We start from the raw sequence: 20,161 nt of genomic DNA, 5'->3' as shown, positions 1-20,161 counted from the left end.
CACTCAGCGCATCACGTCAACCACGGTTCCGTCCCCCAGAGTGCCGGGGAGGGTCAGGCTCGGTCCTACGCGGCGCACTTCGGCGCCACGCAGGGCATCCAGAAAGGGCTGAACGCCCCCCTGGTCGCATCCTGCCGGGGCATCGCCGGTGACGTACTGCACAGGAATCACCCGCCTGGGGTTGAGCTGACGCACCACCTCCGCGGCCTCCTCGCCGTCGTACACCTTGCCGCCGCCTCCCACGCCGAGGATCAACACATCCGGCCGGCCGAGCAGCACCTTGTCCTCCCCGCTCAGGGGGGCTGCGGTTCCGCCCAGGTGGGCAAAGTTCAGGCCGCCTTGTTGCCAGCGCCAGATTGTGGCGTCCCCGAAGCGGCGTCCGCCCACGCGGTCATGGGGAGCGGCGAAACCTTCCAGATCCAGGCCGCCGACGCGATAGGAGCCTGGCTTCGATAGGTAGGTCCCACCGCCGAGGCGGGCTCCTTCGTCGGGAAGTTCTGAGCTGGCCAGGGTGACCGTGGCGCTGACGCGCGGCTCGGCCAGGCCTTTGGCACAACCCACAGCCCGGAAGGGATTCACCAGCACCGACTGGCCACCTCCGCGAATCAACAGGGCGCTGTGGCCGTAGCTGGTGATGGACACTCCTCCGGTGTGACCGGGCATTCCGACCAGTACGCCCAGCGTCAACCCGGCGGCAAGAGCGCTCACGGTGCGTCCAGGACCCTGGCGCTGCGGAAGGAGAGTCATGGAGGAGAGGCCGCTGGCCCAGGAAGTTAGCAGTGTTGAACCCGGGCTTCGGCCTGACGCAGGAAGTTGGCCAGCAGCTTGTGCCCGGCCTCGGTGAGCACACTTTCGGGGTGGAATTGCACGCCCTGGAGATGGGGGTACTGCCGGTGGCGCAGTCCCATCACCGTGTTGTCCTCGAGCCAGGCGGTGACCTCGAGGCACTCCGGGAGAGTCTCCCGCTCGGCGATCAGGCTGTGATATCGGGTGGCTGTGAGCGGTTGCGGCAGCCCGGCAAAGACGCCTTCGCCCCGGTGCAACACCGGTGAGGTTTTGCCATGCATCAGCTCGGCTGCGCGCACCACCCGTCCGCCGTAGGCCTGGGCGAGGGCCTGATGGCCCAGGCAGACGCCCAGGGTGGGAATCGCTGGAGAGAGTTCCTTCAGCACCTGCAGGCAGATGCCGGCTTGATCGGGATCGCCGGGGCCCGGTGAGAGCAGGATCGCGTCCGGTTTCAGATCGCGAATCTCAGCCACCGTCAAGGCATCGTTGCGCTCCACGCGCAGTTCCGCGGCCAGGGGATGCTGCGCCGCCAGCTCGCCGAAGTACTGCACCAGGTTGAAGGTGAAGCTGTCGTAGTTGTCGATGACCAGGAGCATCGCTTAGAGGCTGAGACGAGAGAGCAGGGGAGGGAGCAGCAGCAGTAGCGCGATCACCAGCGAGCTGATCGCGGCCACCAGAACCGCGGCGGCGGCACAGTCTTTGGCGATTCTCGCCAGCGGATGGAACCGCCGGCCGATGGCCAGATCCACCACCGACTCGATGGCGGTGTTCAGCAGTTCGAGCACCAGCACGGCGGCCACTGTGAGCACCAGCACCGCCAGTTGAATCGAGGGAAGCCCCAGCCAGAGCGCCAGGCCGAACACCACGCTGCCGATGCTGACGTGGATGCGGAAGTTGCGTTGGCTAACGAAGCCGTAGCCCAGGCCTTGGGCGGCATAGCGGAAGCTGGAGGGCAGGTCGCCCGCGATCTTCCAGGCTCCGCGATGGGCGGCGTGGTGGGCACGTCGGGTGCCGCGCTGGGTGATCTCCTCAGACACCGATGCTTCGTCTTCAGGGTCCAGCAGTGATTTCATCTGCTGATTCACAGTCGATCTCACCATGGGAATGAACCATACCGGCCATGGCAAGCAGCTGCTCCTGGCACTGCAGCATGGTCATTAAGGAGGCGTCGTCGGGATGGTCCCATCCCAGCAGATGCAGCAGCCCATGGCTCACCAGCCAGCAGAGCTCCCGCTCCAGGCTGTGGTTCTGTTCCAGCGCCTGGCGTTCCGCAGTCGGCACCGACACGATGATGTCCCCGAGTTCCACGCTGGGATCGCCCTCAAGGGGCATCTCGGCTTCCAGCGCTGAGAAGGAGAGAACATCGGTGGCACTGGCTTTGTTGCGCCAGCGTTGATTCAGCTCGGCGATCTCCTCGTCATTGACGAACTGCAGGCCCAGGCAGACTTCTTCGCAGTTCAGCAGGGGCTCGGGCACGGCGTCACCACCGGTCTGGGCAAGGTGGCGGAGCCAGAGTCGCAGGGTTGCATCCCAGGCTTCGCCGCAGCAGAGCCGTTGATGCTCGGCGCTGCCAGCGATCGCCTTCACCAGGCTCATGTCGGCCGGTGTGAAGGCCAGATCCAGCGCAAAGCTGGGGGCATCGGCCGAGGGCAGCGGTGCGGATGTCACGGCTGATGTCACTGGGGCAGTGTGGGTCTGCCAAGCCAGGCCACCACCAGGATGAAGCCGATGAAACCGGCTGCGGTCAGTCCGAAGTGAAACAGGCTCTTGCTGCCTTTGCGCACCATGTTGCGCATGGCCTGCTTCACGAAGCTGGGCGGGGGTGTGGTGGTAGTTGGGGCGTCGGCCGGGGTGGCGATCGCTTCAGGCTTGTCGCTCATGGTCAGCTCTCGTCGTCTTGTCCTGGGCTGTCCACACCCTGGCGCAACAGAGCCTGGATGAAGGAATCCAGCTCGCCGTTCATCACGGCCTGCACATCGTTGGTCTCCTCCTGGGTGCGGAGATCCTTGACCATCTGATAAGGGTGAAACACGTAGTTGCGGATCTGGTTACCCCAGGCCGCTTCCACGATGTCGCCACGGATGTCGGCGATTTCTGCCGCCCTCTGTTCCTGGGCAATCACTAGCAGCTTGGCCTTGAGCAAGGCCATGGCTTTTTCTTTGTTTTGCAGCTGGGAACGTTCCTGGGTGCAGCGCACCGCGAGCCCTGTGGGGATGTGCAGGATGCGAACGGCGGTTTCCACCTTGTTCACGTTCTGACCGCCGGCACCGCCGGAGCGGCTGGTGGTGACTTCCAGATCCTTCTCAGGGATGTCGATGTCGACTTCTTCTTCCAGCTTGGGCATCACCTCAACGCCCGCGAAGCTGGTCTGACGCTTGTCGTTGGCGTTGAACGGAGAGATGCGCACCAGGCGATGGGTGCCTTTCTCATTGCGCAAGTAGCCGTAGGCATAGCGACCCTCGATTTCGATCGTGGCGCTCTTGATTCCCGCTTCCTCCCCTTCGCTGAGTTCGTCGACGGACACCTTCATGCCCTGGTCTTCTGCCCAGCGGGTGTACATCCGTAGCAGCATCTGAGCCCAGTCCTGAGCATCCGTGCCACCGGCTCCGGCATTGATCGAGAGCACCGCTCCCTCTTTGTCGTATTCACCGCTGAGCAGACGTTCCAGCTCCCAACGATCTAGCTCCTTGCGCAGTTGATCGAGGCCACCCTGGGCTTCGGCAAGCATGTCGTCGTCGGGCTCCAGGTCGTAAAGCTCGAGCGTGGCCTGGGCATCGCCGACCGCGCCCTGCCAGGACGTGAGCTGCTGGAGTTGCGCTTTCACCTCATCGAGGCGTCGCATCTGCTTCTGGGCGTTCTGCTGGTCGTCCCAGAAATCCGGTTGTGCGGCGAGCTGTTCGAGGTCCTGCTGTCGTGCGTTCAGTGCAGGAACGTCAAAGACAGTCCTGGGCATTGCCCAGGCGGTCAGTGAGCTCGGAAAGGTCGCGCTTGAAGTCGGTGAGGTCGAGCAACGGAGTGCGTTGGACGGGTGTCGCGACGTTATCAGTGCGGAATGCTGCATCCGGGGTTGCCGACCGGTGCTGAATAGGATTCAGGTCCCCCGTTGAAGGCCCCATGCCGAGCGTCGAGATCTACACCTGGCGCACCTGCCCCTTCTGCGTGCGCGCCAAACAGCTTCTGGATCGCAAGGGTGTCGCTTACACCGAGCATTCCGTGGATGGGGATGAGCCGGGCCGTGACGCCATGGCTGCCCGGGGCGATGGCCGTCGCAGTGTTCCGCAGATCTTCATCGATGACCGCCATATCGGTGGTTGTGATGATCTGCATGCCCTGGAGCGAGCCGGTGAGCTCGATGCACTGCTCTCCTGATTTCCCTACTCGATCCCACTGACACGACCGTTGCTCATGCGTCACCTGTTCGTGCTGGATCCTCTGGATCGCATCAATCCGCTCAAGGATTCAACGGCTGCCCTGATGCAGGCCGCGAGTCGTGCCTCCCTGGAGGTTTGGGCCTGCACGCCAGCGGATCTGATCGCTCTGGGTGATGAACCGCTCGCCATGGCTACACCGGTTCAACCGGACCCATGGATCAGCGTCGGTGAGCGTGAGCGTCTTCCGCTGGCCACCTTCCAGGTGATCTGGATGCGCAAAGATCCGCCTGTGGATGAGGCGTATCTCTACGCCACCCATCTGCTGGATGTGGCTGAGCGCGCTGGAGTGCGTGTGCTCAATCGCCCCGATTCGCTGCGCAGCTGGAACGAGAAGCTCGGCGCGCTGCGCTTCAGCCGCTGGATGGCTCCAACGTTGGTGTCGGGTCGCGTTCAGGAGCTCAGCGCCTTTGCTGAAACGCACAACGAAATCGTGCTCAAGCCTCTGGGCGGTCGTGCTGGTCTCGGTGTGATCCGCGTGTCCGCGCAGGCCCCGGGGCTGAAAGCTCTGCTGGAACTGGTCACCGAGCAGGAGCGCCTTCCGGTGATGGCGCAGTGCTTCCTCCCATCCGTCAGTGAAGGGGACAAGCGCATCCTGCTGGTGGATGGAGAGCCGTTGGGTGCCATCAACCGCCGGCCGGCCGCCGGTGAATTCCGCAGCAACCTGGCGGTGGGAGGTCAGGCCGAAGCCACGGAACTGACGTCACGGGAGCATCAAATCTGTGCCGCTCTGGCCCCTGCGCTGCGTGCCGAAGGCCTGTTCTTCGTGGGGATTGATGTGATCGGCGGGATGCTGAGCGAGATCAACGTCACCAGTCCGACGGGCATTCGCGAGGTGGAGCGGTTGATGAATCAGCCCTTGGCGGATCAAGTGCTCGAGCGCCTGCGTGATCTGATCTGAGCGATCACAATGAAGGGCTGACCGGGCAGGAGCGCTGTGCTGAAACGAGGACTGTGCTGGGGTGCGGCGCTTCTGGTTGGCCTCGCCGGAACTGCCTGGACTGCTGGCTCTGCAGTTCGCTCCCGCGAGTTGCCACCGCTCATTCCTCGGGAGGTGCTCTTCGGTAACCCGGAGATCATGAGCGTCAATCTCAGCCCAGATGGGCGCTGGATCGCGTATCTGGCCCCGGATCAGGGCGTGCTGAATCTCTGGGTCCGCGATCTGGATAGCCAAGCTCCAGCCAGGGTGCTCACCCAGCAGCGGGCTCGTCCTCAAAGGCCGGGGTACTGGACGGCCGACGGCCGCTTCCTGATTTCATCCCGGGATGGTGATGGCGATGAGAACACCGTTCTGGTGCGAATCAACCCTCGCACCGGTGAGCGCAAGGACCTGACGCCGCCCCAAGGGGTGAAGGCGGTTTGGATCGGGGCCGATCGGGAGGCCCCCAATGAGCTGCTGGTGGCCTTGAACGATCGTGATCCCCGCTATCACGACACCTATGTGATTGAAGTGGAGACTGGCGAGCGTCGTCTCCTTTACCAATCCACCGACGACGGTCGCGACGTCTCGATTCTGTGGATCGATGGTGCCTGGAATCCCGTGATTCGCTCGCAGCTGCTGCCTGATGGTGGCAGTGCCCATGAGCTGCGCCTCCCGGGTGAGTCGGAATGGCGCTCCTTTCTGCGGTTCGACTTCGACGACACAATCACCGGCTCGGGCCCTGGAGGCTTCAGCCGCGATGGCCAATGGCTCTACGGCGTCCTCAGCACCGGTGACGATCTGCCGCGCCTGGTGCGCTGGAGCCGCGAGCAGCTGGAGACCTGCGGAAGCGACTGCATTCCCGAAGTGGTGCATCGATCATCGGCCGGTGCCCTGGGCGTGGCGCTGAGTGATCTCGAAACGGGAGTTCCCACCGCCCTTCAGGAAGTGGATCTTCGCTCTCGCCTGGTGGTGTTGGATCCTGCCGTGGAGCCTGACCTGGCCCGGCTGAAGCAGCTGGCAGGGGCCAACGACTTTGCGGTGGTCGATCAAGATCTGGAGGGGCGTCGCTGGCTGGTGGCCATTGGGTCCGATCGTCAGGGGCCTCAGTATTGGCTCTGGGAACGGGAGGCAGATGAGATCCGCAAGCTGTTCTCCGTGCAGCCCAGGCTCGACGACTACGCGCTGGCACCGATGGAGAGCCTGGACCTGCGGGCCAGAGATGGTCGGCGCCTGCCGGCTTACCTGACCCGCACACCGCTGGCTTCAGGAATGGAGCCCCAGCCCTTGGTGCTGCTGGTGCATGGGGGGCCTCAAGCGCGCGATTTCTGGGGTTACAGCTCCACCCATCAGTTGCTGGCGAATCGTGGCTACCACGCCCTCAGCGTGAACTACCGCGGCTCCACCGGATTCGGTAAGCAGCATCTCCTGGCGGGCGAAGGCGAGTGGTATGCCGCGATGCAGGACGATCTGGTGGATGCCGTCCGCTGGGCGATCGATGAAGGGATCGCCGACCCTGATCGCGTGGCGATCATGGGGGCCTCCTACGGGGGCTATGCCGCGCTGGCTGGTCTCACCCGCGATCCGGAGCTGTTCGCTGCCGCCATCGCTGAGGTGGGTCCGTCCAATCTGCGCACCCTGATTGATTCGATTCCCCCCTACTGGGAATCCCTCCGGATCAATTTCGAGCGGATGATCGGTGTGGGGACGGTGGATCTGGATGCCATTTCACCGCTTCAGCACGTGGACCGGATTCAGCGGCCGCTGCTGCTGGGGCATGGCGCCAATGACCCCAGGGTCAAGCTCAGCGAAAGTGAGGCCATTGCGGCCGCGATGGCGAAACGCAATCTGCCGATTGATTTCGTGGTGTTCCCCGATGAAGGTCACGGATTCGCCAATCCACGCAATGCGCTGGCGATGACCGCGCTCCAGGAGGCCTTCCTCAGCGAGCATCTTGGCGGCAGGGCTGAACCGTTTGGAACGACCCTGGACCAGTCATCGATGCAATGGCGATTGCGTTCCCTGCCGACTCCCTGACATCAGATCCAGCTGATCCGCCAGCACCGTGAGTTTCAGTCCTACTTCCTGCAATTCACGGTCGGCCACGGATCCGCGCACCAGACCGGCACCTGCAGTCAGATCGAGTTGCGTGCCATGGGCATGTCCGCAGCGGATGGCAACGCGCAATTCCGCATCCCCCGCACTGTCGATCCAGCCGATCGGAGCGGCATAGCCCTGCCGGTCGAACGGTTCGAGGCTGCGCAACCACCCCATGGCTTCGCGCCGTGGCAGACCGGCCACTGCCGGTGTCGGGTGCAGCACGCCGGCCAGGGCAAGCGGGGATTGTCCCGGGGCCGAGGTGGTGATGGGGGTATGCAGATGCACCAGTTGCCCATGACGGGCCAGTTGGGGGCGTCGCGGGCGTCGTGGCTGCAGCCCGCGATCGATCAGGTGGTCGGTGATCGCCTTAGCGACCAGTTCATGCTCCCGACGATCCTTGTCCGAACTGAGCAACGCGTCCGCCTGGTCGTTCCTGCCCGCGGTGCCGGCCAAAGCATCGCAGCGCAGTTGACCGTTGCGCAGGCTCAGCAGTCGCTCTGGCGAGGCGCCGAAGAAACTGTCGTGGGCGTCTTTTTGCCAAAGGAAGCGGCAGCTGCCCGCCTGCTGAAGGCGGAGCCGCTGCAACAGCGGTTGCGGATCAAGAGGCTCCTTGAGGCTGACCGTCTGGCGTACCGCCAGCACCAGTTTGTGCAGTTCACCGCTGTTAACCAATTCCAGGCCGCGTTCCAGGGCCGGCGTGTAGTTCTGCTCCCAGGCTCCGGGTGTGATGCTGCCGCTCACGGTGTCCATGGATGGAGTCCTGGCGTGCTGCCGGGAACGCAACCGTTCCGCCATCACCCACAGCGATTCCGTCAGCGTGCGCACATCACTGGCCTGTTGAGCCACGCCATGCACGCGCAGCCATCCCTGGCGCCCATGACGGCTGAGCTGCCAACGGGGCAGCACCGCCTGCACTGAGGGCATGCCCCCCTGGGGTTGCTGCTCGCCGGTCTGCTCGAAGAAGGAAAACGCGAGAAGAATGCGTGAGCGCGCCTGCGCCGGTGCGTCTGGACTGCCATCCAGAATCCGCCCCAGAGTCACATCACTGAAGCGTTGCGCCAGTTCGAAGCGTTTGGCGCTGGACAGTTCCAGGTGATGGCAGCGTCCTGCTGCCGCTAGGCAAAGCCCCGGCGCGCTGTCCCACAGAAAACGGAAGGGGTCGTGCGCCTCCAGATCCACCAGCTGGTGCAGGGGGTCGAGGCCCTGCACCGGCAGCGCCAGGCTCAGCACTCCATCCTCAAGGGAGCGCTGCGCCCATGCGCGTTGTGCTCGCTCCAGCAAGTCGCTGAAGGACATCGCAACGCAGCTGTCGTGGGGTGCGGCCGACATCCGGTCAGCAGATCGAGCAGGGGACTGCTCAAATGTATGGGTCTTGAAGCGGGCTGAGTGCGCCCAGTCCATGCAAGATCGCCAGGCTGTTGCAACCCTTCACTCCCCGCGCGCTGAGCGGCGGCATCTTTGGAAAGCCGCAATCAAATGGCCGATGTACTCCGTTGCGGTCATGCCGCTGCTTCTCGCGGTTGGCTGGCGCGTTGGAGTGGGGCTGCCGGTGCGCTGGGGCCAGGCGCTTGGATTTCTGCTGGCAGCGGTGCTGTTGTTGCTCTGGGAGAACCTCAGCAACGACCTGTTTGATGCCGATACCGGGATCGATACCACCGCCAAGCCCCATTCGGTGGTGGCCCTGCTCGGTCGTCGCCGTCCGGTCCGTCGTCTGTCGACCCTGGTGCTCCTGGCTGGCCTGCTGATGATGCTGCTGATGGCTCTTCAGAGCAGCATTTCGGTGCTGGCGCTGGTGCTGGTGAGCTGCGGCATCGGCTACCTCTACCAAGGACCACCATTCCGCCTCGGCTATCTGGGTCTGGGTGAACCGCTCTGCTGGCTGGCCTTTGGCCCTTTTGCCACAGCAGCTGCGCTGTTGGTGGTGGCTCCCGCAGCAGAGACCACTGCATGGGCGGCGGTGCCATGGGATGTGGCCTTACTGCTGGGATCGGGTCCCGCTCTGGCCACCTCGCTGGTGCTGTTCTGCTCGCATTTCCATCAGGTTGAGGAGGATGCGGCCCACGGCAAGCAGTCCCCTGTGGTGCGTCTGGGCACCGCACGGGCGTCGGCGCTGGTGCCTTGGTTCGTTGCGGGAACCCTGGCGTTGGAGTGGACTCCCGTGCTCCATGGCGATTGGCCTCCGACTGCGTTGCTTGGAGCTTTGGGACTACCCGCGGCTGCAGCACTGATTCGTTTGCTGCGCAGCCATCACGCTGAGCCGGAACGCATCCAGGGCAGCAAGTTTCTCGCCTTGCGTTTTCAGGGCCTCAATGGACTTGGCTTGAGCCTCGGTTTGGCGATGGGGCCCTGGTTCGGTTCCTCGATCGCTGGGAGCCCCTGACCGCATGGGGCTCTCTCTGGCGCTTCGTCCCTATGGCTTCCTGCTGTCCCGTCCACTGACGACTGCCACTGGCTCCTGGCAACAGCGAGACGGCTGGTTGCTGCGCATCGTCTGCTCGCAGACAGGACGTGTGGGCTGGGGTGAGGTGGCTCCCTTGCAGCCACAGGCGCGCAAGGCCTGTGAGCAGGCCCTGGCTGACTGGCAGAAGACGGCCGAGCTTGGGGTCAACCGCGACCAATTGGAGCTTGTGCTGCCGCAGCTGCCGCCAGCCGTCGCTTTTGCGGTTGGCGCTGCCCTGGCTGAACTGGACGCTGATCTGGGTCCATGGCATCCGGCTCCCCCTGCAGCGCATCTGCTGCCGGCTGGATCGTCGATGCTGCCGGAGCTTGAACGCCTGTTGGCGTCACCGGTGGCTGCGCCGGGGATCACCGTCAAATGGAAAGTGGCGGCGGCGGATCCAGAGCTCGAATGGTTGCTGCTCCACCAGTTGCTGGAACGCCTCCCTGCGACGGCGCGGCTGCGCCTGGATGCCAATGCCGGCTGGAACCGTGCGGAGGCGGACCGCTGGGTGGAGGTGCTGGCCGCTGATCCGCGTTTGCAATGGTTGGAGCAGCCCCTCGCGGTGGATGATCTGGATGGTCTGAATCGGCTGGCTAAACGCCTTCCCGTGGCCCTGGATGAGTCCCTGCAGGCGCACCCTGCTTGGCGTGAGCAGTGGCAGGGATGGCAAGTGCGACGCCCCCTTTTGGAAGGCGATCCCAGAGCCTTGTTGCGGCAGTTGCAGCAGGGCCGGCCTCGGCTGATGCTGAGCACCGCCTTTGAGACGGGCATCGGGTTCCGCTGGTTGGCCCTGTTGTCGCGACTGCAATGGCAGGGTCCAACACCTGCAGCGCCTGGTCTGGCGCCCGGTTGGTGTCCTGAAGGTCCCCTGTTCAGTGCGGAGCCTGATCAGGTCTGGGCGGCCGCTGGAGGAGCGTGTTGATGCACGACTGGGTGACCTTGTCTTGCGATCTTGCAGCTCCGGAGCGCACGGCCACGGCGTTGCTGGAGCTGCTGCAGTGCCGGGGCTGGGTGCGGTTGGTGGGGCCTCAAGAGGGGGCGCTTCAAGGGGAGGAGCAACTGCCCACGCTTCAGCAGCCGTCGGCGCTGTGGCCTGAGGGACCCGGTCTGGTGCTGTCGACCGGTGGCAGCAGCGGTGGCCGCTCGCTCTGTCTGCATCCGCTCGCCAATCTCGAACGCTCAGCTGAAGTGTGTGGCCGATGGCTGCAACGGCTGGGGCTGGATCCCGAGACCTGTTTGGTCTGGAATCCCCTGCCCTTTCAGCATGTGAGTGGACTGATGCCCTGGTGGCGCGCGCGTCAGTGGGGAGCACGCCATGGCTGGCTGGCGCCTGAGCTGATGAAGCAGCCGTCTGTTCTGCAGGTGCATTGCCGCCAGCACCCTGACTGGCGGAAGCGTCCGATGCTTCTGTCGCTGGTGCCCACACAATTGCGGCGCTTGCTGGCTCACCCCGAGGGCTGCAGCTGGCTTCAGGCCATGGACGTCATCTGGGTTGGGGGAGCCGCTTTGCCGATGGATCTCGCGGCGCTCTCCCGCCAGGCGGGTTTGCGCTTGGCCCCCTGTTACGGCGCCACAGAAACTGCGGCGATGGTGACGGTTCAGACCCCGCAGGCTTTCCTCGCCGGCCATCGCAGCTGCGGCCAGCCTCTCGAGGGTGTGCGACTGCGGCTGGATCCCGATGGAGCACTGGCCGTGCACTGTGACCGCCTGGCTGTGGCCAGGCTTGATCCGACCGGTGGTCTCCAGGCGCTGGTGGATGAGCAGGGATGGTGGCGCACCGGTGATCTGGCGACACTTGGCGACGCTCAGGTCGCCCCTGATCTGCAGGTTGTGGGTCGCCGCGATGGTGCGTTGCAGTCCGGTGGCGTCACGGTCTTCCCTGAGCAACTGGAGGATCGTCTGCTGTCGCTGGCGGATCGGGCTGGATTGCCCCTCTCAGCGGTGCTGATGCTCGGGCTGCCCGATCCCGAGTGGGGGGCGCAATTGGTGGCCCTGGTGCGCTGGTCGACCCCTGATCGAGTGCCTGCGGGGATGGATGCGTTGAGGGCGTTGGTGTCTGGCTGGCCTGCGGCCGAACGACCACGGCGCTGGGTGCCCTGTGCGGATCTGGCGCCTTCGCGGGCAGGGAAGTGGGATCGCCGGCGTTGGCAGACCTGGCTGCTCTCGCAACAATCAGCTCAGCAACAGGAACAGGATGTCGACGTTGTCTGATACGGAAGTCAGCAACAAAAAGCTTGCTGCAGGACTGCTGGCCATCTTTTTCGGTGCACTGGGGGTGCACAAGTTTGTGTTGGGGTACAACCAGGCCGGCATCGTTATGTTGCTGGTGGGAGTGGCCGGCGGTGTCATCACCTGCGGACTTGCTGCTGGTGTGATGTCTCTGATCGGATTGATTGAGGGGGTCATTTACCTCACCAAAACTCCCGACGAATTCCGGGAGACTTATCTCGATCATCAGCAGGAATGGTTCTGAGCTGACCATGCCAACGAAGCGCTTGCCCAGTGCACTCCCAACCCTGTGGCTTGTGGTGGCGGCCGGCATCAGCGGCTGGCTGTGGTCGCAGCAGGGTCATGCCGGCTTCCATCCCCTGATGCTGGCCATGGCGATGCTGCCCGTGCAGATCACTGCTCTGGTGTGGGCTTTGGGACGCTCACCCCGTCCACGGGCTGGTGATCAACGTCTCAAAGTTCGCTGATCCGTCCGATCTGGGCGGCTTCCAGCCAGCGTTCAATCGTGTCGGGCAGGGTGCAGCGCCGTCGTGTCGCGGTGCTGATGGCGACGTGGCGGATGCATCCCCGGGCCACATCTTGATCCCCCAGCAGAAATCGGTGCTGCACCTCAAAGCTGCTGGGATCCAGCCGTTGTGGGCTCAGGTGCACGCTCAGTTGATCACCGCCATGCACGGGTCTGAGAAAGTCCGCATGGCAGTGCACCACCGGCAACGCCACGTCAGGCCAGCGTTCCTGGTCGCGGCAGCCGGGGAACACCGCTTCGGCGGCAATGCCCTGGGCCTCCAGGCTTTCTTCCCAGGCTTCGTGGCACCAGCGCAGCAGTTGATGGAAATGCATCACGCCGGCCGCGTCGGTGTCGCCGAAGCGCACCACACGGTGCAGTTGCAACCAGGTGGGTGACGTCATCACGGCTGTTGTCATCACGGCAGCGCACTGTCACCTTGGCACCAGTGCATCACAAAGCGAATGGCAGGGCTTGTGCGCTTTTTGCTTCAAGACACAGGGGTGTGGACGTTGGTGCTGGCCCTGTTGTTGGGTGCCCTGCAGACCCGAAGGCAGGGAAGCGTCAGCCGTTGGTCGGAAGCGTCATTGCTCTGGATCGCCTTCTGGGTGATGGGGGTTGCGGGTCTTTACGGCTTCATCGCGCATCTGCTGTTCGCTCCGTTCATCGCCGAGCAGATCGGTTGGCCCAACAGTCCTTTCCAGTTCGAGGTGGCCTACGCCAATCTCACTGTGAGCATTCTTGGTTTCAGCAGCTTTTGGTATCGGAAACGCGACTATCTGCTGGCGGCGATGGTCGCTTTTAGCAGCTGGTACTTCGCCGACGGCGTTGGTCATGTGGTGTCGCTTGTGGTCGACAACAATCAGGCACCCTCCAATGCGGGGAGCGTGCTTTACACCGATCTGCTGACGCCAGTGGTGGTGGTGCTGCTGTTGTGGTTCAGCCGGCATGAACGCCGGCGGCTGACCTGATCGTCCTGACTTGATCCGTTGCGCTCAAAACAGCGGGTCCACGGGACCGATGAGTGGCGTCACGACGGGATCGGCCAGGCCTATGGCCTGAAACACACTTTTCTGGCCGAAGTCCTGAGCATCGGAGTTGTAGTTGTTGGTGATCCAGACGTTTCCGGCGCTGTCGACCTCCAGACCAGTCGGTCGCATGATGTTGTCATCAAAGTTGTATCCGCCCTTGGGTGAGAGTGCCGTTCCAACTTTTTGGCCGTCACGGGAATCGACCTTGGATCCCTTCAAAACGGAGATTGAGAGCTCTTCGAAGTTGGCGACATAAACGTTGTTCTCGCCATCCAGATTGATGCCCCAAGGGCCTGCATCCTGTTTCGTGTTCATTGAGAAGGTATCCAGGTTCCCTGTGATCGGATCGATCCTGCTCACGGTGTTGGATCGATAGAACGGCGATCCACCGTTGTTGGCCACCCAGACCGATCCATCCGTTGCAGTTGCCACGCCAAAGGGAACATTGAGCTCTTCAGACTCAATGGTTTGGATCAGGCGGATGCCGTCTTTCTCGTCGAAGCGGTATTGGCCAATGCCGCCTTGTTTGTTGCTTCCGCCGCTGCGGTAGCTCACCCAGGCATCGCCATCTTGGTCGATGGCGATGTCAAATGGTGAGGTCAAGGAAGGGTGTTGGTAGCTGTCAAACCGTTGGGGTTGGCCCTCTGGATAAACCACGATCTTGCTTGGGTTTTTGCGTGTGTCTCGGAAGCTTGCGATCCAGATGTTGCCATCTTGATCACTGGTCACGCCTTGCACGCCAAGCAGGCCACCCTGGGTGAAGCCGCCGGATGGTTGGCGGGGAGGGACGAAAAACGATCGGCCCGGAGACAGTGGTTTGCCTTCACTGGAGAACAGCGACACGCTGTTTCCGTTGCCGCGCAAAGGAATTTTCGAGGTGCCGAAACCGAAATTTCCAACCCAAACTCGGTCTTGAGGGTCAATGCTGACGCCGAATCCAGATCCATAGATTCCGCCACCTCGAAGGGGTTCGCCTCCGGTCAATTCGCCGTTCGGTTGCATGCGAGGCAGGGTGTTGCCTGGAAGTGGGGGGTCTAAGTCTTCGGTTCCAGGCCTGAAGTTATTGGCAATCCATAAGTCGCCATTGCGATCAATGGCAATGTTCCCAGGGCCGAAAAACACAGACTCTGATTCGTCGGCAGCTCCGAAATGCTCGAAATACAGAAGCCATGAGTCGCGTTGTGAAATTGACTCACGATCGGCGGGATAAATCGCCGGAGCAGTTTCGGCAAGTTCAAACAGTTTCCTGGCATTCTTGGCAGGATTCGTTCCGATCGATGCAAGGGCCTCAAGATTGGTTTGATTGATTTCTCCTTCGCTTGGGGATGTGAGCTCAAAGAGTGTCTTTCGAAAAGTCAGATCTCTGATGGCTGCCGCATTGATGTTGCCCAGTAAATTCAGTCGCTCAGCTGTTGCAGCATTGTTGCTGGCGACGTTTGCAATGCTGCCGTCTGGATTGACCAGGTTTTGGTAAGTCATCCAACCGGAGCGGACGGAGGCGGCGCTTCCGCTCAGGGCTTCGCCATCGATGAATCGATTGAAGGTGTAGGCGCCTGCGGCTGTAGTGAGATCGTTGACGATCAGGTTTTTCGTGTCACTGTCTCGCAGTAATCCCAGAAGATGGTTGGTGCCGTCATTGGCTGAGATGTAATAGGTCCGCTTGGAGGAAAGATTGACATCCTCAAAAGCAAAGAGGCCGGCGGCATCACTGGATGTCGATGCAATCAGCCTGGATTTTTCCGATGTCGACTCAGGAATCTCGTAGAGATTGACGTTCTCGCTTTGAATGCCTTGGTTGCTTGACAGTAAATGTCCTCTGAGAACTGACATTCACGGATGAAAATCACTCTTCTAAGACTAGGAACGGCTTATTTTGCTGTTCGTTGTTTCATCTTTTTTTTATCCTCTCTGTGGACTAAATCACGACGCTTCGCGTGAGCACGTCGGCCAGTGTTCACTGTCTTGCTGAAGGGACTTGTCGAGGACGACGAACAATCAGTGAATCACTGAATCAGCGGTCCACCGACCCCATGATCACGTCGATCGATCCCAGGATCGCCATGATGTCGGCCACTTTGTGTCCCTTGAGGATGTGAGGAAGGATCTGCAGGTTGTTGGAGTCAGCCGCGCGGATCTTGAAGCGCCAGGGTGTGACGTCGTTGTTGCCTTGCAGGAACACGCCGATCTCACCCTTGCCTGATTCGAGGCGGGTGTAGAGCTCGCCGTTGGGGATCTTGAAGGTGGGGGCGACTTTCTTGGCCACGTATTGATAGTCGAAGCCGGCGAATTCGCTGTCCTTGCCTTCCGCCATGCGCTTGGCTTCCAGATTTTCGGTCGGGCCACCGGGAATCATGTCGCAGGCTTGGCGCAGGATCTTGAGGGACTGGCGCATCTCCTCGATCCGCACCCGATAGCGGGCGAAGCAGTCACCTTCCTTCTCCCAGGCCACATCCCAGTCGAAGTCGTCGTAGCACTCGTAATGATCCACCTTGCGCAGATCCCAGGGCACCCCGGAGGCACGCAGCATCGGCCCTGACAGGCTCCAGTTGATCGCGTCCTCTTTGCCGATCACACCCAGGCCTTCAATCCGGCGACGAAAAATCGGGTTGTTGGTGATCAGCTTCTCGTATTCATCAATCTTCGGGCCGAACCAGTCGCAGAAATCGCGGCATTTTTCAAGCCAGCCCCAGGGGAGATCGGCGGCCACACCACCGATACGGAAATAGTTGTTGTTGATCAGGCGTTGACCCGTGGCGGCTTCCCAGAGGTCGTAGATCATCTCCCGCTCACGGAAGATGTAGAAGAAAGGCGTCTGGGCACCGACATCGGCGAGGAAGGGGCCAAGCCAAAGCAGGTGATTGGCGATGCGGTTCAGTTCCAGCATCAACACCCGGATGTAACTGGCGCGCTTGGGGACGGGAATGTCGGCCAGCTTTTCCGGAGCGTTCACCACGATCGCTTCGTAGAACATGCCTGCCGCGTAGTCCATGCGGCTCACATAGGGCACGAACATCACGTTCGTGCGGTTCTCCGCAATCTTCTCCATGCCGCGGTGGAGATAGCCGATCACTGGCTCACAATCCACCACGTCTTCGCCGTCGAGCGTCACCACCAGCCTCAGCACCCCGTGCATGGACGGGTGATGCGGGCCGAAGTTGACCACCATCGGCTCCGTGCGCGTTTCCAGCTGCGTCATGGGGCCGAGGAACAACGTTGGTGACGGGATCTTAGGAAGGACCCATGCCCGATCAGCCTTTCAGCTCCGATCAGACCTTCACCCATGTGCCAGTTCTGGCGGAACCGCTTCTGCAAACGCTGGCTCAGGACCCCAGTGATCACTGGCAGAGCGGTCTGTTTGTGGATGCCACGCTCGGCGGTGGTGGGCACAGCCAATTGCTGTTGGATCGTTATCCAGCGCTGCATCTGGTGGGCCTCGATCAGGACGCCACGGCCAGAGTCGCAGCGGCCCAGCGTCTGGAGCCCCATGCCGATCGGGTCACAATCGTGGCCACCAATTTCGCGGATTACACCCCTGCCGCACCGGTCGCACTGCTGCTGGCGGATCTCGGGGTCAGCAGTCCGCAGCTGGATGTGGCGGAACGGGGATTCAGCTTCCGCCTGGATGGCCCCCTCGACATGCGCATGAACCCTGGAGGGGGTGCTGAAACGGCCGCTGAGTTGATTGCGCGCTTGGAGGAGTCTGACCTGGCCGATCTGATCTTTCGCTACGGCGAAGAGCGACTGTCCAGGCGGATTGCCCGTCGCATCAAGGCGGATCTGAAGGAACGTGGCGCCTACGACGGCACAGCCGCCTTGGCCTATGCCGTCGCGGGTTGCTATCCCCCCAAGGCGCGCCGCGGGCGCATTCATCCAGCGACCCGGACGTTCCAGGCCCTGCGCATCGCCGTCAATGATGAGCTCGGGGTGCTCGATCAGCTGCTAGAGAAAGCCCCCGGCTGGCTTCAGCCAGGAGGGGTGATGGCGATCATCAGCTTTCATTCCCTGGAAGACAGACGGGTCAAGACGGCTTTCCTCACCGATGAACGCCTGCAGCGCATCACCCGCAAGCCTCTGGTGGCCAGCGAGGCTGAACAGGAGCTGAATGCCCGCAGTCGCAGTGCAAAACTGCGACTGGCCAGGCGTCGACTGCCTGACTGAAGCAGGACCTACTCGGCGAGGAAGCCGGTGTTGTCGGTGTCGTCAAACAGTTGCCGGTAGGCCGCCGTTGAGACACACAGCGTCACTGGGAAAGCAGCGAGCAGACCCACTCCGCACAACACCATGCCTATCAACAGAATCGCCATCTCCACGATCAGTAGCAGCAGCACCCATCGCCAGGATGGATCGACCACCTCCCGACCGCGTCCAAGGTTGCTCAAGGGTGGCTCGTCCTGGAGAAGAGCAAGAAACGGCAGGAAGGTCTGGTTCACCATCAGATAGATGAACACCACGGCTGCCGTGATGAAAGGGATGTAGCCGAGAACCTCATTGGCCTGCGACAGGGCCACCATTAAGGCGAGGCTGATGCCGCTGATAATCAGGCCCAGGATGATCAGAACGATCTGATTGATGAACAGGCGCCCTGCGGCATCGCCGTCCCAGCGCGTCATAGTTGAAAAGCCAAGCTTCTCCCCGTCGAGTGCTTTCCAGGCGCCTCGGATCAAGCCCATGGTTCCCCAGAGGCTGATCAGGACGCTGCCCACCATCGAGACAATCAGGCTGATCACCGCGGCACTGACTGAGGGATTGGTCGTGATGTCGAGGAGGAACTCGGGCAGCAGCTGGAACAGGATTGCCAACACGCCGTACAGCAGTGCGAACAGCACGAAAGGCCAAGGTGCCCGTATGAAGGCGCTCCAGCCATCCTCCACAGCTTTCAGCACGTGAAGTCTCTTGCCAGCTGGGGTCTCGGTCATGAGCAACGTTCGATCCTGGGCGGAACGTAGCCGCTTTGACAGCTTTTTCCACGTTTGATCGATGGGGCTTCAAGGCCGGCCCGTCGCACCTGCCTGAATCGTTTCTGTGAGTACTGCAACGGCACGCTCGATGTCGATTGCTGTGGTGTCGCGGCCGAGGCTCAGTCGCAGCGAGGCTTCTGCTTCGGTGCGACTGCGCCCGATCGCACGCAGAACATGGGAGGGAGCCCCACTGCTGCAGGCTGAGCCACTGCTGCAGGCCAATTGGGATTTCAGCGCCCGCTGCAGGCGGCTTCCAGAGATTCCCGGCACGGTGATGTTGAGGTTGTGGGCGAGGCGTGGGTGCAGCGTGCCGTTGAGCAGGAGACCAGGGTTGCGCTGCTTCAGGTCATGCCAGAGCTGATCCCTCAGGGCGCCGAGCCGTGTCAGCCTGGCCGCCTGATCCGCCTTCGCCAGGGTCGCGGCGGCAGCCAGTCCCACGATTAATGGCACAGGCAGGGTTCCCGGACGTAGCCCTTGCTCCTGACCTCCGCCCCAGAACAGGGGGTCAAGACCGGTCCCTTTCCGTGCCACGAGAGCCCCGATTCCCTTGGGACCGTTGAATTTGTGGGCGCTAACACTGAGCAGCGAGCAGCCCAGGTGTTGCATGTTCACCGGTAGATGCCCGTAGGCCTGCGCCGCATCCGTGTGCATCGTGATCCCATGGTTGCGGCAGATCGTGCTCAGCTCTTGTACCGGTTGGATCACACCGATTTCGTTGTTGGCCACCATCACGCTCACCAGTTGCGTATTCGGCTGGATGGCCTGTTCCAGTTGTGTCGTCTCAATTAGGCCATCGGGCCTGGGCGTGAGCAGCGTCAGTTCGAAGCCTTCCTGTCTGAGTTGCTGCAGGGGATCGAGCACCGCATGATGCTCGCTGGCCACGCTGATCAAGTGCCCAGGGCCTCCAGCGGTCCGGGCGCGAAACCGCGCGTGGCCGAGCAGGGCCAGGTTGTTGGCTTCGGTGGCGCCACTGGTGAAGATCACCTCGTCGCTTTCGACTCCGAGGCTGTCGGCCAGGGTGTTCCTGGCGGAGCTCACGGCTGCGGCTGCAGTAAGCCCCAGGCGGTGTTGACGGCTTGAGGCATTGCCCCATTGCTCTCGCCACCAGGGTTCCATCGCCTCGATCACGGCAGGATGGCAGGGGGTGGTGGCCTGATGGTCGAGGTTGATCACACCGTTGTTGAGCGATCCTTCGGCAGGGGTTGGCAGCATGGGATGAGTCGCTTTCTGTCGCGATGCGTGCCATTCATTGGATCTCCAGTCTGAGCCTGCTGATGGCTTCTGGTGTTGTTCACGCCGTTCCGGTTGATCGTGAGTCGTTGCTGGAACAGATGAAGGCCATGCGTCCTGTGGACCTTGTGGTCCTGGATCAACGTGATGGTGCCGATGCATACACCCTCGGAATTTTTGCCATCAACCGCGACCCAGCGGATCCTGAGCTCAGGCGATTCAAGTTGTGGCAGGAATACGCCGATGATCTCGTGGTTCCGTCCGAATCGGTGAGTTGCAGTCGTGAGGAACCGTTGCGGATGACCCGTGACAACGACGCGATTTACATCCGCAAGCTCAATCCCGGTGGGCCGCTGCGCCTCTCAACCCGTGAGGATCATCTGGTGTGGTGGGCGGCCTGTCACCCCACCTTGGCCGGCAAGGAACCGGAAACTCTGGGCGAGCAGGCCAGAGAACTCGGCTATTCGACCCAGTTGATTGAATCCGAGGAAGTGTTGCGGTTGCCAGCACCATGACGCCTCTAGATTCCGCCAAG

Annotated in this window: 23 protein-coding genes; 11 read left to right on the top strand and 12 right to left on the bottom strand. The window is 62.2% G+C overall.

What is annotated here, in order from left to right:
- Positions 1-3: 3 nt before the first annotated feature.
- The 6 genes from SynNOUM97013_RS12345 to prfB all read right to left on the bottom strand — a co-directional run bounded on the left by SynNOUM97013_RS12345 (position 4) and on the right by prfB (position 3,797).
- A complete protein-coding gene (locus SynNOUM97013_RS12345; RefSeq protein ID WP_186480040.1) occupies positions 4-747 on the bottom strand; it encodes an MBL fold metallo-hydrolase in 744 nt (247 codons plus the stop codon).
- Positions 748-773: 26 nt separating this feature from the next.
- Positions 774-1,382, bottom strand: a complete 609-nt coding sequence (locus SynNOUM97013_RS12340; protein ID WP_186480039.1) for an aminodeoxychorismate/anthranilate synthase component II — start codon at positions 1,380-1,382, stop codon at positions 774-776.
- 3 nt (positions 1,383-1,385) lie between these two features.
- Positions 1,386-1,859 carry a diacylglycerol kinase family protein gene (locus SynNOUM97013_RS12335; protein ID WP_186480038.1) on the bottom strand — a complete coding sequence of 158 codons (474 nt, stop codon included), beginning with the start codon at positions 1,857-1,859 and terminating at the stop codon, positions 1,386-1,388.
- On the bottom strand, positions 1,837-2,454 hold the full coding sequence (gene ybeY / locus SynNOUM97013_RS12330; RefSeq protein ID WP_255442792.1) for an rRNA maturation RNase YbeY: 618 nt from the start codon (positions 2,452-2,454) through the stop codon (positions 1,837-1,839). Before ybeY ends, SynNOUM97013_RS12335 begins: the two co-directional genes overlap by 23 nt.
- Positions 2,455-2,462: 8 nt before the next feature.
- Positions 2,463-2,666 carry a DUF3285 domain-containing protein gene (locus tag SynNOUM97013_RS12325; protein WP_186480037.1) on the bottom strand — a complete coding sequence of 68 codons (204 nt, stop codon included), beginning with the start codon at positions 2,664-2,666 and terminating at the stop codon, positions 2,463-2,465.
- A gap of 2 nt (positions 2,667-2,668) precedes the next feature.
- Positions 2,669-3,797 (bottom strand): peptide chain release factor 2 gene (prfB, locus tag SynNOUM97013_RS12320; protein ID WP_186481631.1). Its coding sequence is split into 2 segments (ribosomal slippage): positions 2,669-3,721 and positions 3,723-3,797, totalling 1,128 coding nucleotides; the frame shifts between segments, so codons are not numbered across the junction.
- Positions 3,798-3,900: 103 nt separating this feature from the next.
- Here prfB and grxC point away from each other — a divergent pair.
- Genes grxC through SynNOUM97013_RS12300 form a run of 3 tightly spaced genes read left to right on the top strand, consistent with a single transcriptional unit; the run spans position 3,901 to position 7,170 of the window.
- Positions 3,901-4,155 carry a glutaredoxin 3 gene (gene grxC, locus SynNOUM97013_RS12310; protein ID WP_186480036.1) on the top strand — a complete coding sequence of 85 codons (255 nt, stop codon included), beginning with the start codon at positions 3,901-3,903 and terminating at the stop codon, positions 4,153-4,155.
- A gap of 36 nt (positions 4,156-4,191) precedes the next feature.
- Positions 4,192-5,115, top strand: a complete 924-nt coding sequence (gene gshB / locus SynNOUM97013_RS12305; protein WP_186480035.1) for a glutathione synthase — start codon at positions 4,192-4,194, stop codon at positions 5,113-5,115.
- 36 nt (positions 5,116-5,151) lie between these two features.
- Positions 5,152-7,170: a S9 family peptidase gene (locus SynNOUM97013_RS12300; RefSeq protein WP_186480034.1), complete on the top strand. Its 2,019-nt coding sequence runs from the start codon at positions 5,152-5,154 to the stop codon at positions 7,168-7,170.
- Here SynNOUM97013_RS12300 and SynNOUM97013_RS12295 read toward each other — a convergent pair.
- Positions 7,129-8,562 (bottom strand): isochorismate synthase MenF, encoded by a 1,434-nt coding sequence (locus SynNOUM97013_RS12295; protein ID WP_186480033.1) that lies wholly within the window; start codon positions 8,560-8,562, stop codon positions 7,129-7,131. The two genes, SynNOUM97013_RS12300 and SynNOUM97013_RS12295, sit on opposite strands and share 42 nt — an antisense overlap.
- A 70-nt stretch (positions 8,563-8,632) precedes the next feature.
- Here SynNOUM97013_RS12295 and menA point away from each other — a divergent pair, with 70 nt between their 5' ends.
- Genes menA through SynNOUM97013_RS12270 form a run of 5 tightly spaced genes read left to right on the top strand, consistent with a single transcriptional unit; the run spans position 8,633 to position 12,369 of the window.
- The gene (menA, locus tag SynNOUM97013_RS12290) at positions 8,633-9,613 is read left to right on the top strand and encodes a 2-carboxy-1,4-naphthoquinone phytyltransferase (protein WP_186480032.1); all 981 of its coding nucleotides are present in this window, start codon (positions 8,633-8,635) and stop codon (positions 9,611-9,613) included.
- A 4-nt stretch (positions 9,614-9,617) separates the two neighbouring features.
- Positions 9,618-10,595: an o-succinylbenzoate synthase gene (menC, locus tag SynNOUM97013_RS12285; RefSeq protein WP_186480031.1), complete on the top strand. Its 978-nt coding sequence runs from the start codon at positions 9,618-9,620 to the stop codon at positions 10,593-10,595.
- Positions 10,595-11,884 (top strand): AMP-binding protein, encoded by a 1,290-nt coding sequence (locus SynNOUM97013_RS12280; RefSeq protein WP_186480030.1) that lies wholly within the window; start codon positions 10,595-10,597, stop codon positions 11,882-11,884. Before menC ends, SynNOUM97013_RS12280 begins: the two co-directional genes overlap by 1 nt.
- Positions 11,868-12,146 (top strand): TM2 domain-containing protein, encoded by a 279-nt coding sequence (locus SynNOUM97013_RS12275; protein WP_186480029.1) that lies wholly within the window; start codon positions 11,868-11,870, stop codon positions 12,144-12,146. The genes SynNOUM97013_RS12280 and SynNOUM97013_RS12275 overlap by 17 nt, the downstream gene beginning before the upstream one ends.
- Positions 12,147-12,153: 7 nt before the next feature.
- Positions 12,154-12,369: a hypothetical protein gene (locus SynNOUM97013_RS12270; protein WP_186480028.1), complete on the top strand. Its 216-nt coding sequence runs from the start codon at positions 12,154-12,156 to the stop codon at positions 12,367-12,369.
- Here the strand turns inward: SynNOUM97013_RS12270 and SynNOUM97013_RS12265 are convergent.
- The gene (locus SynNOUM97013_RS12265) at positions 12,356-12,811 is read right to left on the bottom strand and encodes a thioesterase family protein (RefSeq protein ID WP_186480027.1); all 456 of its coding nucleotides are present in this window, start codon (positions 12,809-12,811) and stop codon (positions 12,356-12,358) included. The genes SynNOUM97013_RS12270 and SynNOUM97013_RS12265 overlap by 14 nt on opposite strands.
- A gap of 60 nt (positions 12,812-12,871) precedes the next feature.
- Here SynNOUM97013_RS12265 and SynNOUM97013_RS12260 point away from each other — a divergent pair, with 60 nt between their 5' ends.
- Complete coding sequence (locus tag SynNOUM97013_RS12260) at positions 12,872-13,378, top strand: DUF6790 family protein (RefSeq protein WP_186480026.1); 507 nt, start codon at positions 12,872-12,874, stop codon at positions 13,376-13,378.
- A 24-nt stretch (positions 13,379-13,402) separates the two neighbouring features.
- On the opposite strand, the gene SynNOUM97013_RS12255 is transcribed toward SynNOUM97013_RS12260, so the two are convergent.
- Positions 13,403-15,268, bottom strand: coding sequence for a hypothetical protein (locus SynNOUM97013_RS12255; RefSeq protein WP_186480025.1), 1,866 nt, complete (start codon positions 15,266-15,268; stop codon positions 13,403-13,405).
- 181 nt (positions 15,269-15,449) lie between these two features.
- Entirely contained in the window at positions 15,450-16,634 is a 1,185-nt protein-coding gene (locus SynNOUM97013_RS12250) for an NAD(P)H-quinone oxidoreductase subunit H (RefSeq protein ID WP_186480024.1), read from the bottom strand.
- A gap of 44 nt (positions 16,635-16,678) precedes the next feature.
- Here SynNOUM97013_RS12250 and rsmH point away from each other — a divergent pair, with 44 nt between their 5' ends.
- A complete protein-coding gene (gene rsmH / locus SynNOUM97013_RS12245) occupies positions 16,679-17,596 on the top strand; it encodes a 16S rRNA (cytosine(1402)-N(4))-methyltransferase RsmH (RefSeq protein WP_186480023.1) in 918 nt (305 codons plus the stop codon).
- A gap of 8 nt (positions 17,597-17,604) precedes the next feature.
- Here rsmH and SynNOUM97013_RS12240 read toward each other — a convergent pair whose 3' ends face one another.
- Together SynNOUM97013_RS12240 and SynNOUM97013_RS12235 are read right to left on the bottom strand one after the other, a co-directional pair.
- Entirely contained in the window at positions 17,605-18,354 is a 750-nt protein-coding gene (locus tag SynNOUM97013_RS12240; protein WP_186480022.1) for a hypothetical protein, read from the bottom strand.
- 69 nt (positions 18,355-18,423) lie between these two features.
- Positions 18,424-19,608 (bottom strand): cysteine desulfurase family protein, encoded by a 1,185-nt coding sequence (locus SynNOUM97013_RS12235; protein WP_186480021.1) that lies wholly within the window; start codon positions 19,606-19,608, stop codon positions 18,424-18,426.
- Positions 19,609-19,631: 23 nt separating this feature from the next.
- Between SynNOUM97013_RS12235 and SynNOUM97013_RS12230 the strand changes: the two genes are divergently transcribed.
- Positions 19,632-20,141, top strand: coding sequence for a hypothetical protein (locus tag SynNOUM97013_RS12230; RefSeq protein WP_186480020.1), 510 nt, complete (start codon positions 19,632-19,634; stop codon positions 20,139-20,141).
- The last annotated feature ends 20 nt before the right edge of the window (positions 20,142-20,161 follow it).

It is taken from the genome of Synechococcus sp. NOUM97013, assembly GCF_014279815.1.
GTDB lineage: Bacteria > Cyanobacteriota > Cyanobacteriia > PCC-6307 > Cyanobiaceae > Synechococcus_C.
This window is presented reverse-complemented; position numbering and strand designations above follow the sequence as displayed.

Bases quoted from the DNA above. Each gene is read 5' to 3' on its own strand.
- SynNOUM97013_RS12345 (WP_186480040.1), bottom strand. From the start codon at position 747: ATGACTCTCCTTCCGCAGCGCCAGGGTCCTGGACGCACCGTGAGCGCT.
- gshB (WP_186480035.1), top strand. From the start codon at position 4,192: ATGCGTCACCTGTTCGTGCTGGATCCTCTGGATCGCATCAATCCGCTC.
- SynNOUM97013_RS12340 (WP_186480039.1), bottom strand. From the start codon at position 1,382: ATGCTCCTGGTCATCGACAACTACGACAGCTTCACCTTCAACCTGGTG.
- SynNOUM97013_RS12295 (WP_186480033.1), bottom strand. From the start codon at position 8,562: ATGTCGGCCGCACCCCACGACAGCTGCGTTGCGATGTCCTTCAGCGAC.
- SynNOUM97013_RS12235 (WP_186480021.1), bottom strand. From the start codon at position 19,608: ATGCTGCCAACCCCTGCCGAAGGATCGCTCAACAACGGTGTGATCAAC.
- menC (WP_186480031.1), top strand. From the start codon at position 9,618: ATGGGGCTCTCTCTGGCGCTTCGTCCCTATGGCTTCCTGCTGTCCCGT.
- SynNOUM97013_RS12250 (WP_186480024.1), bottom strand. From the start codon at position 16,634: ATGACGCAGCTGGAAACGCGCACGGAGCCGATGGTGGTCAACTTCGGC.
- SynNOUM97013_RS12240 (WP_186480022.1), bottom strand. From the start codon at position 18,354: ATGACCGAGACCCCAGCTGGCAAGAGACTTCACGTGCTGAAAGCTGTG.
- SynNOUM97013_RS12335 (WP_186480038.1), bottom strand. From the start codon at position 1,859: ATGAAATCACTGCTGGACCCTGAAGACGAAGCATCGGTGTCTGAGGAG.
- SynNOUM97013_RS12270 (WP_186480028.1), top strand. From the start codon at position 12,154: ATGCCAACGAAGCGCTTGCCCAGTGCACTCCCAACCCTGTGGCTTGTG.
- menA (WP_186480032.1), top strand. From the start codon at position 8,633: ATGCAAGATCGCCAGGCTGTTGCAACCCTTCACTCCCCGCGCGCTGAG.
- SynNOUM97013_RS12280 (WP_186480030.1), top strand. From the start codon at position 10,595: ATGCACGACTGGGTGACCTTGTCTTGCGATCTTGCAGCTCCGGAGCGC.
- SynNOUM97013_RS12265 (WP_186480027.1), bottom strand. From the start codon at position 12,811: ATGACGTCACCCACCTGGTTGCAACTGCACCGTGTGGTGCGCTTCGGC.
- SynNOUM97013_RS12230 (WP_186480020.1), top strand. From the start codon at position 19,632: ATGCGTGCCATTCATTGGATCTCCAGTCTGAGCCTGCTGATGGCTTCT.
- SynNOUM97013_RS12325 (WP_186480037.1), bottom strand. From the start codon at position 2,666: ATGAGCGACAAGCCTGAAGCGATCGCCACCCCGGCCGACGCCCCAACT.
- SynNOUM97013_RS12275 (WP_186480029.1), top strand. From the start codon at position 11,868: ATGTCGACGTTGTCTGATACGGAAGTCAGCAACAAAAAGCTTGCTGCA.
- SynNOUM97013_RS12260 (WP_186480026.1), top strand. From the start codon at position 12,872: ATGGCAGGGCTTGTGCGCTTTTTGCTTCAAGACACAGGGGTGTGGACG.
- SynNOUM97013_RS12255 (WP_186480025.1), bottom strand. From the start codon at position 15,268: ATGTCAGTTCTCAGAGGACATTTACTGTCAAGCAACCAAGGCATTCAA.
- rsmH (WP_186480023.1), top strand. From the start codon at position 16,679: ATGCCCGATCAGCCTTTCAGCTCCGATCAGACCTTCACCCATGTGCCA.
- grxC (WP_186480036.1), top strand. From the start codon at position 3,901: ATGCCGAGCGTCGAGATCTACACCTGGCGCACCTGCCCCTTCTGCGTG.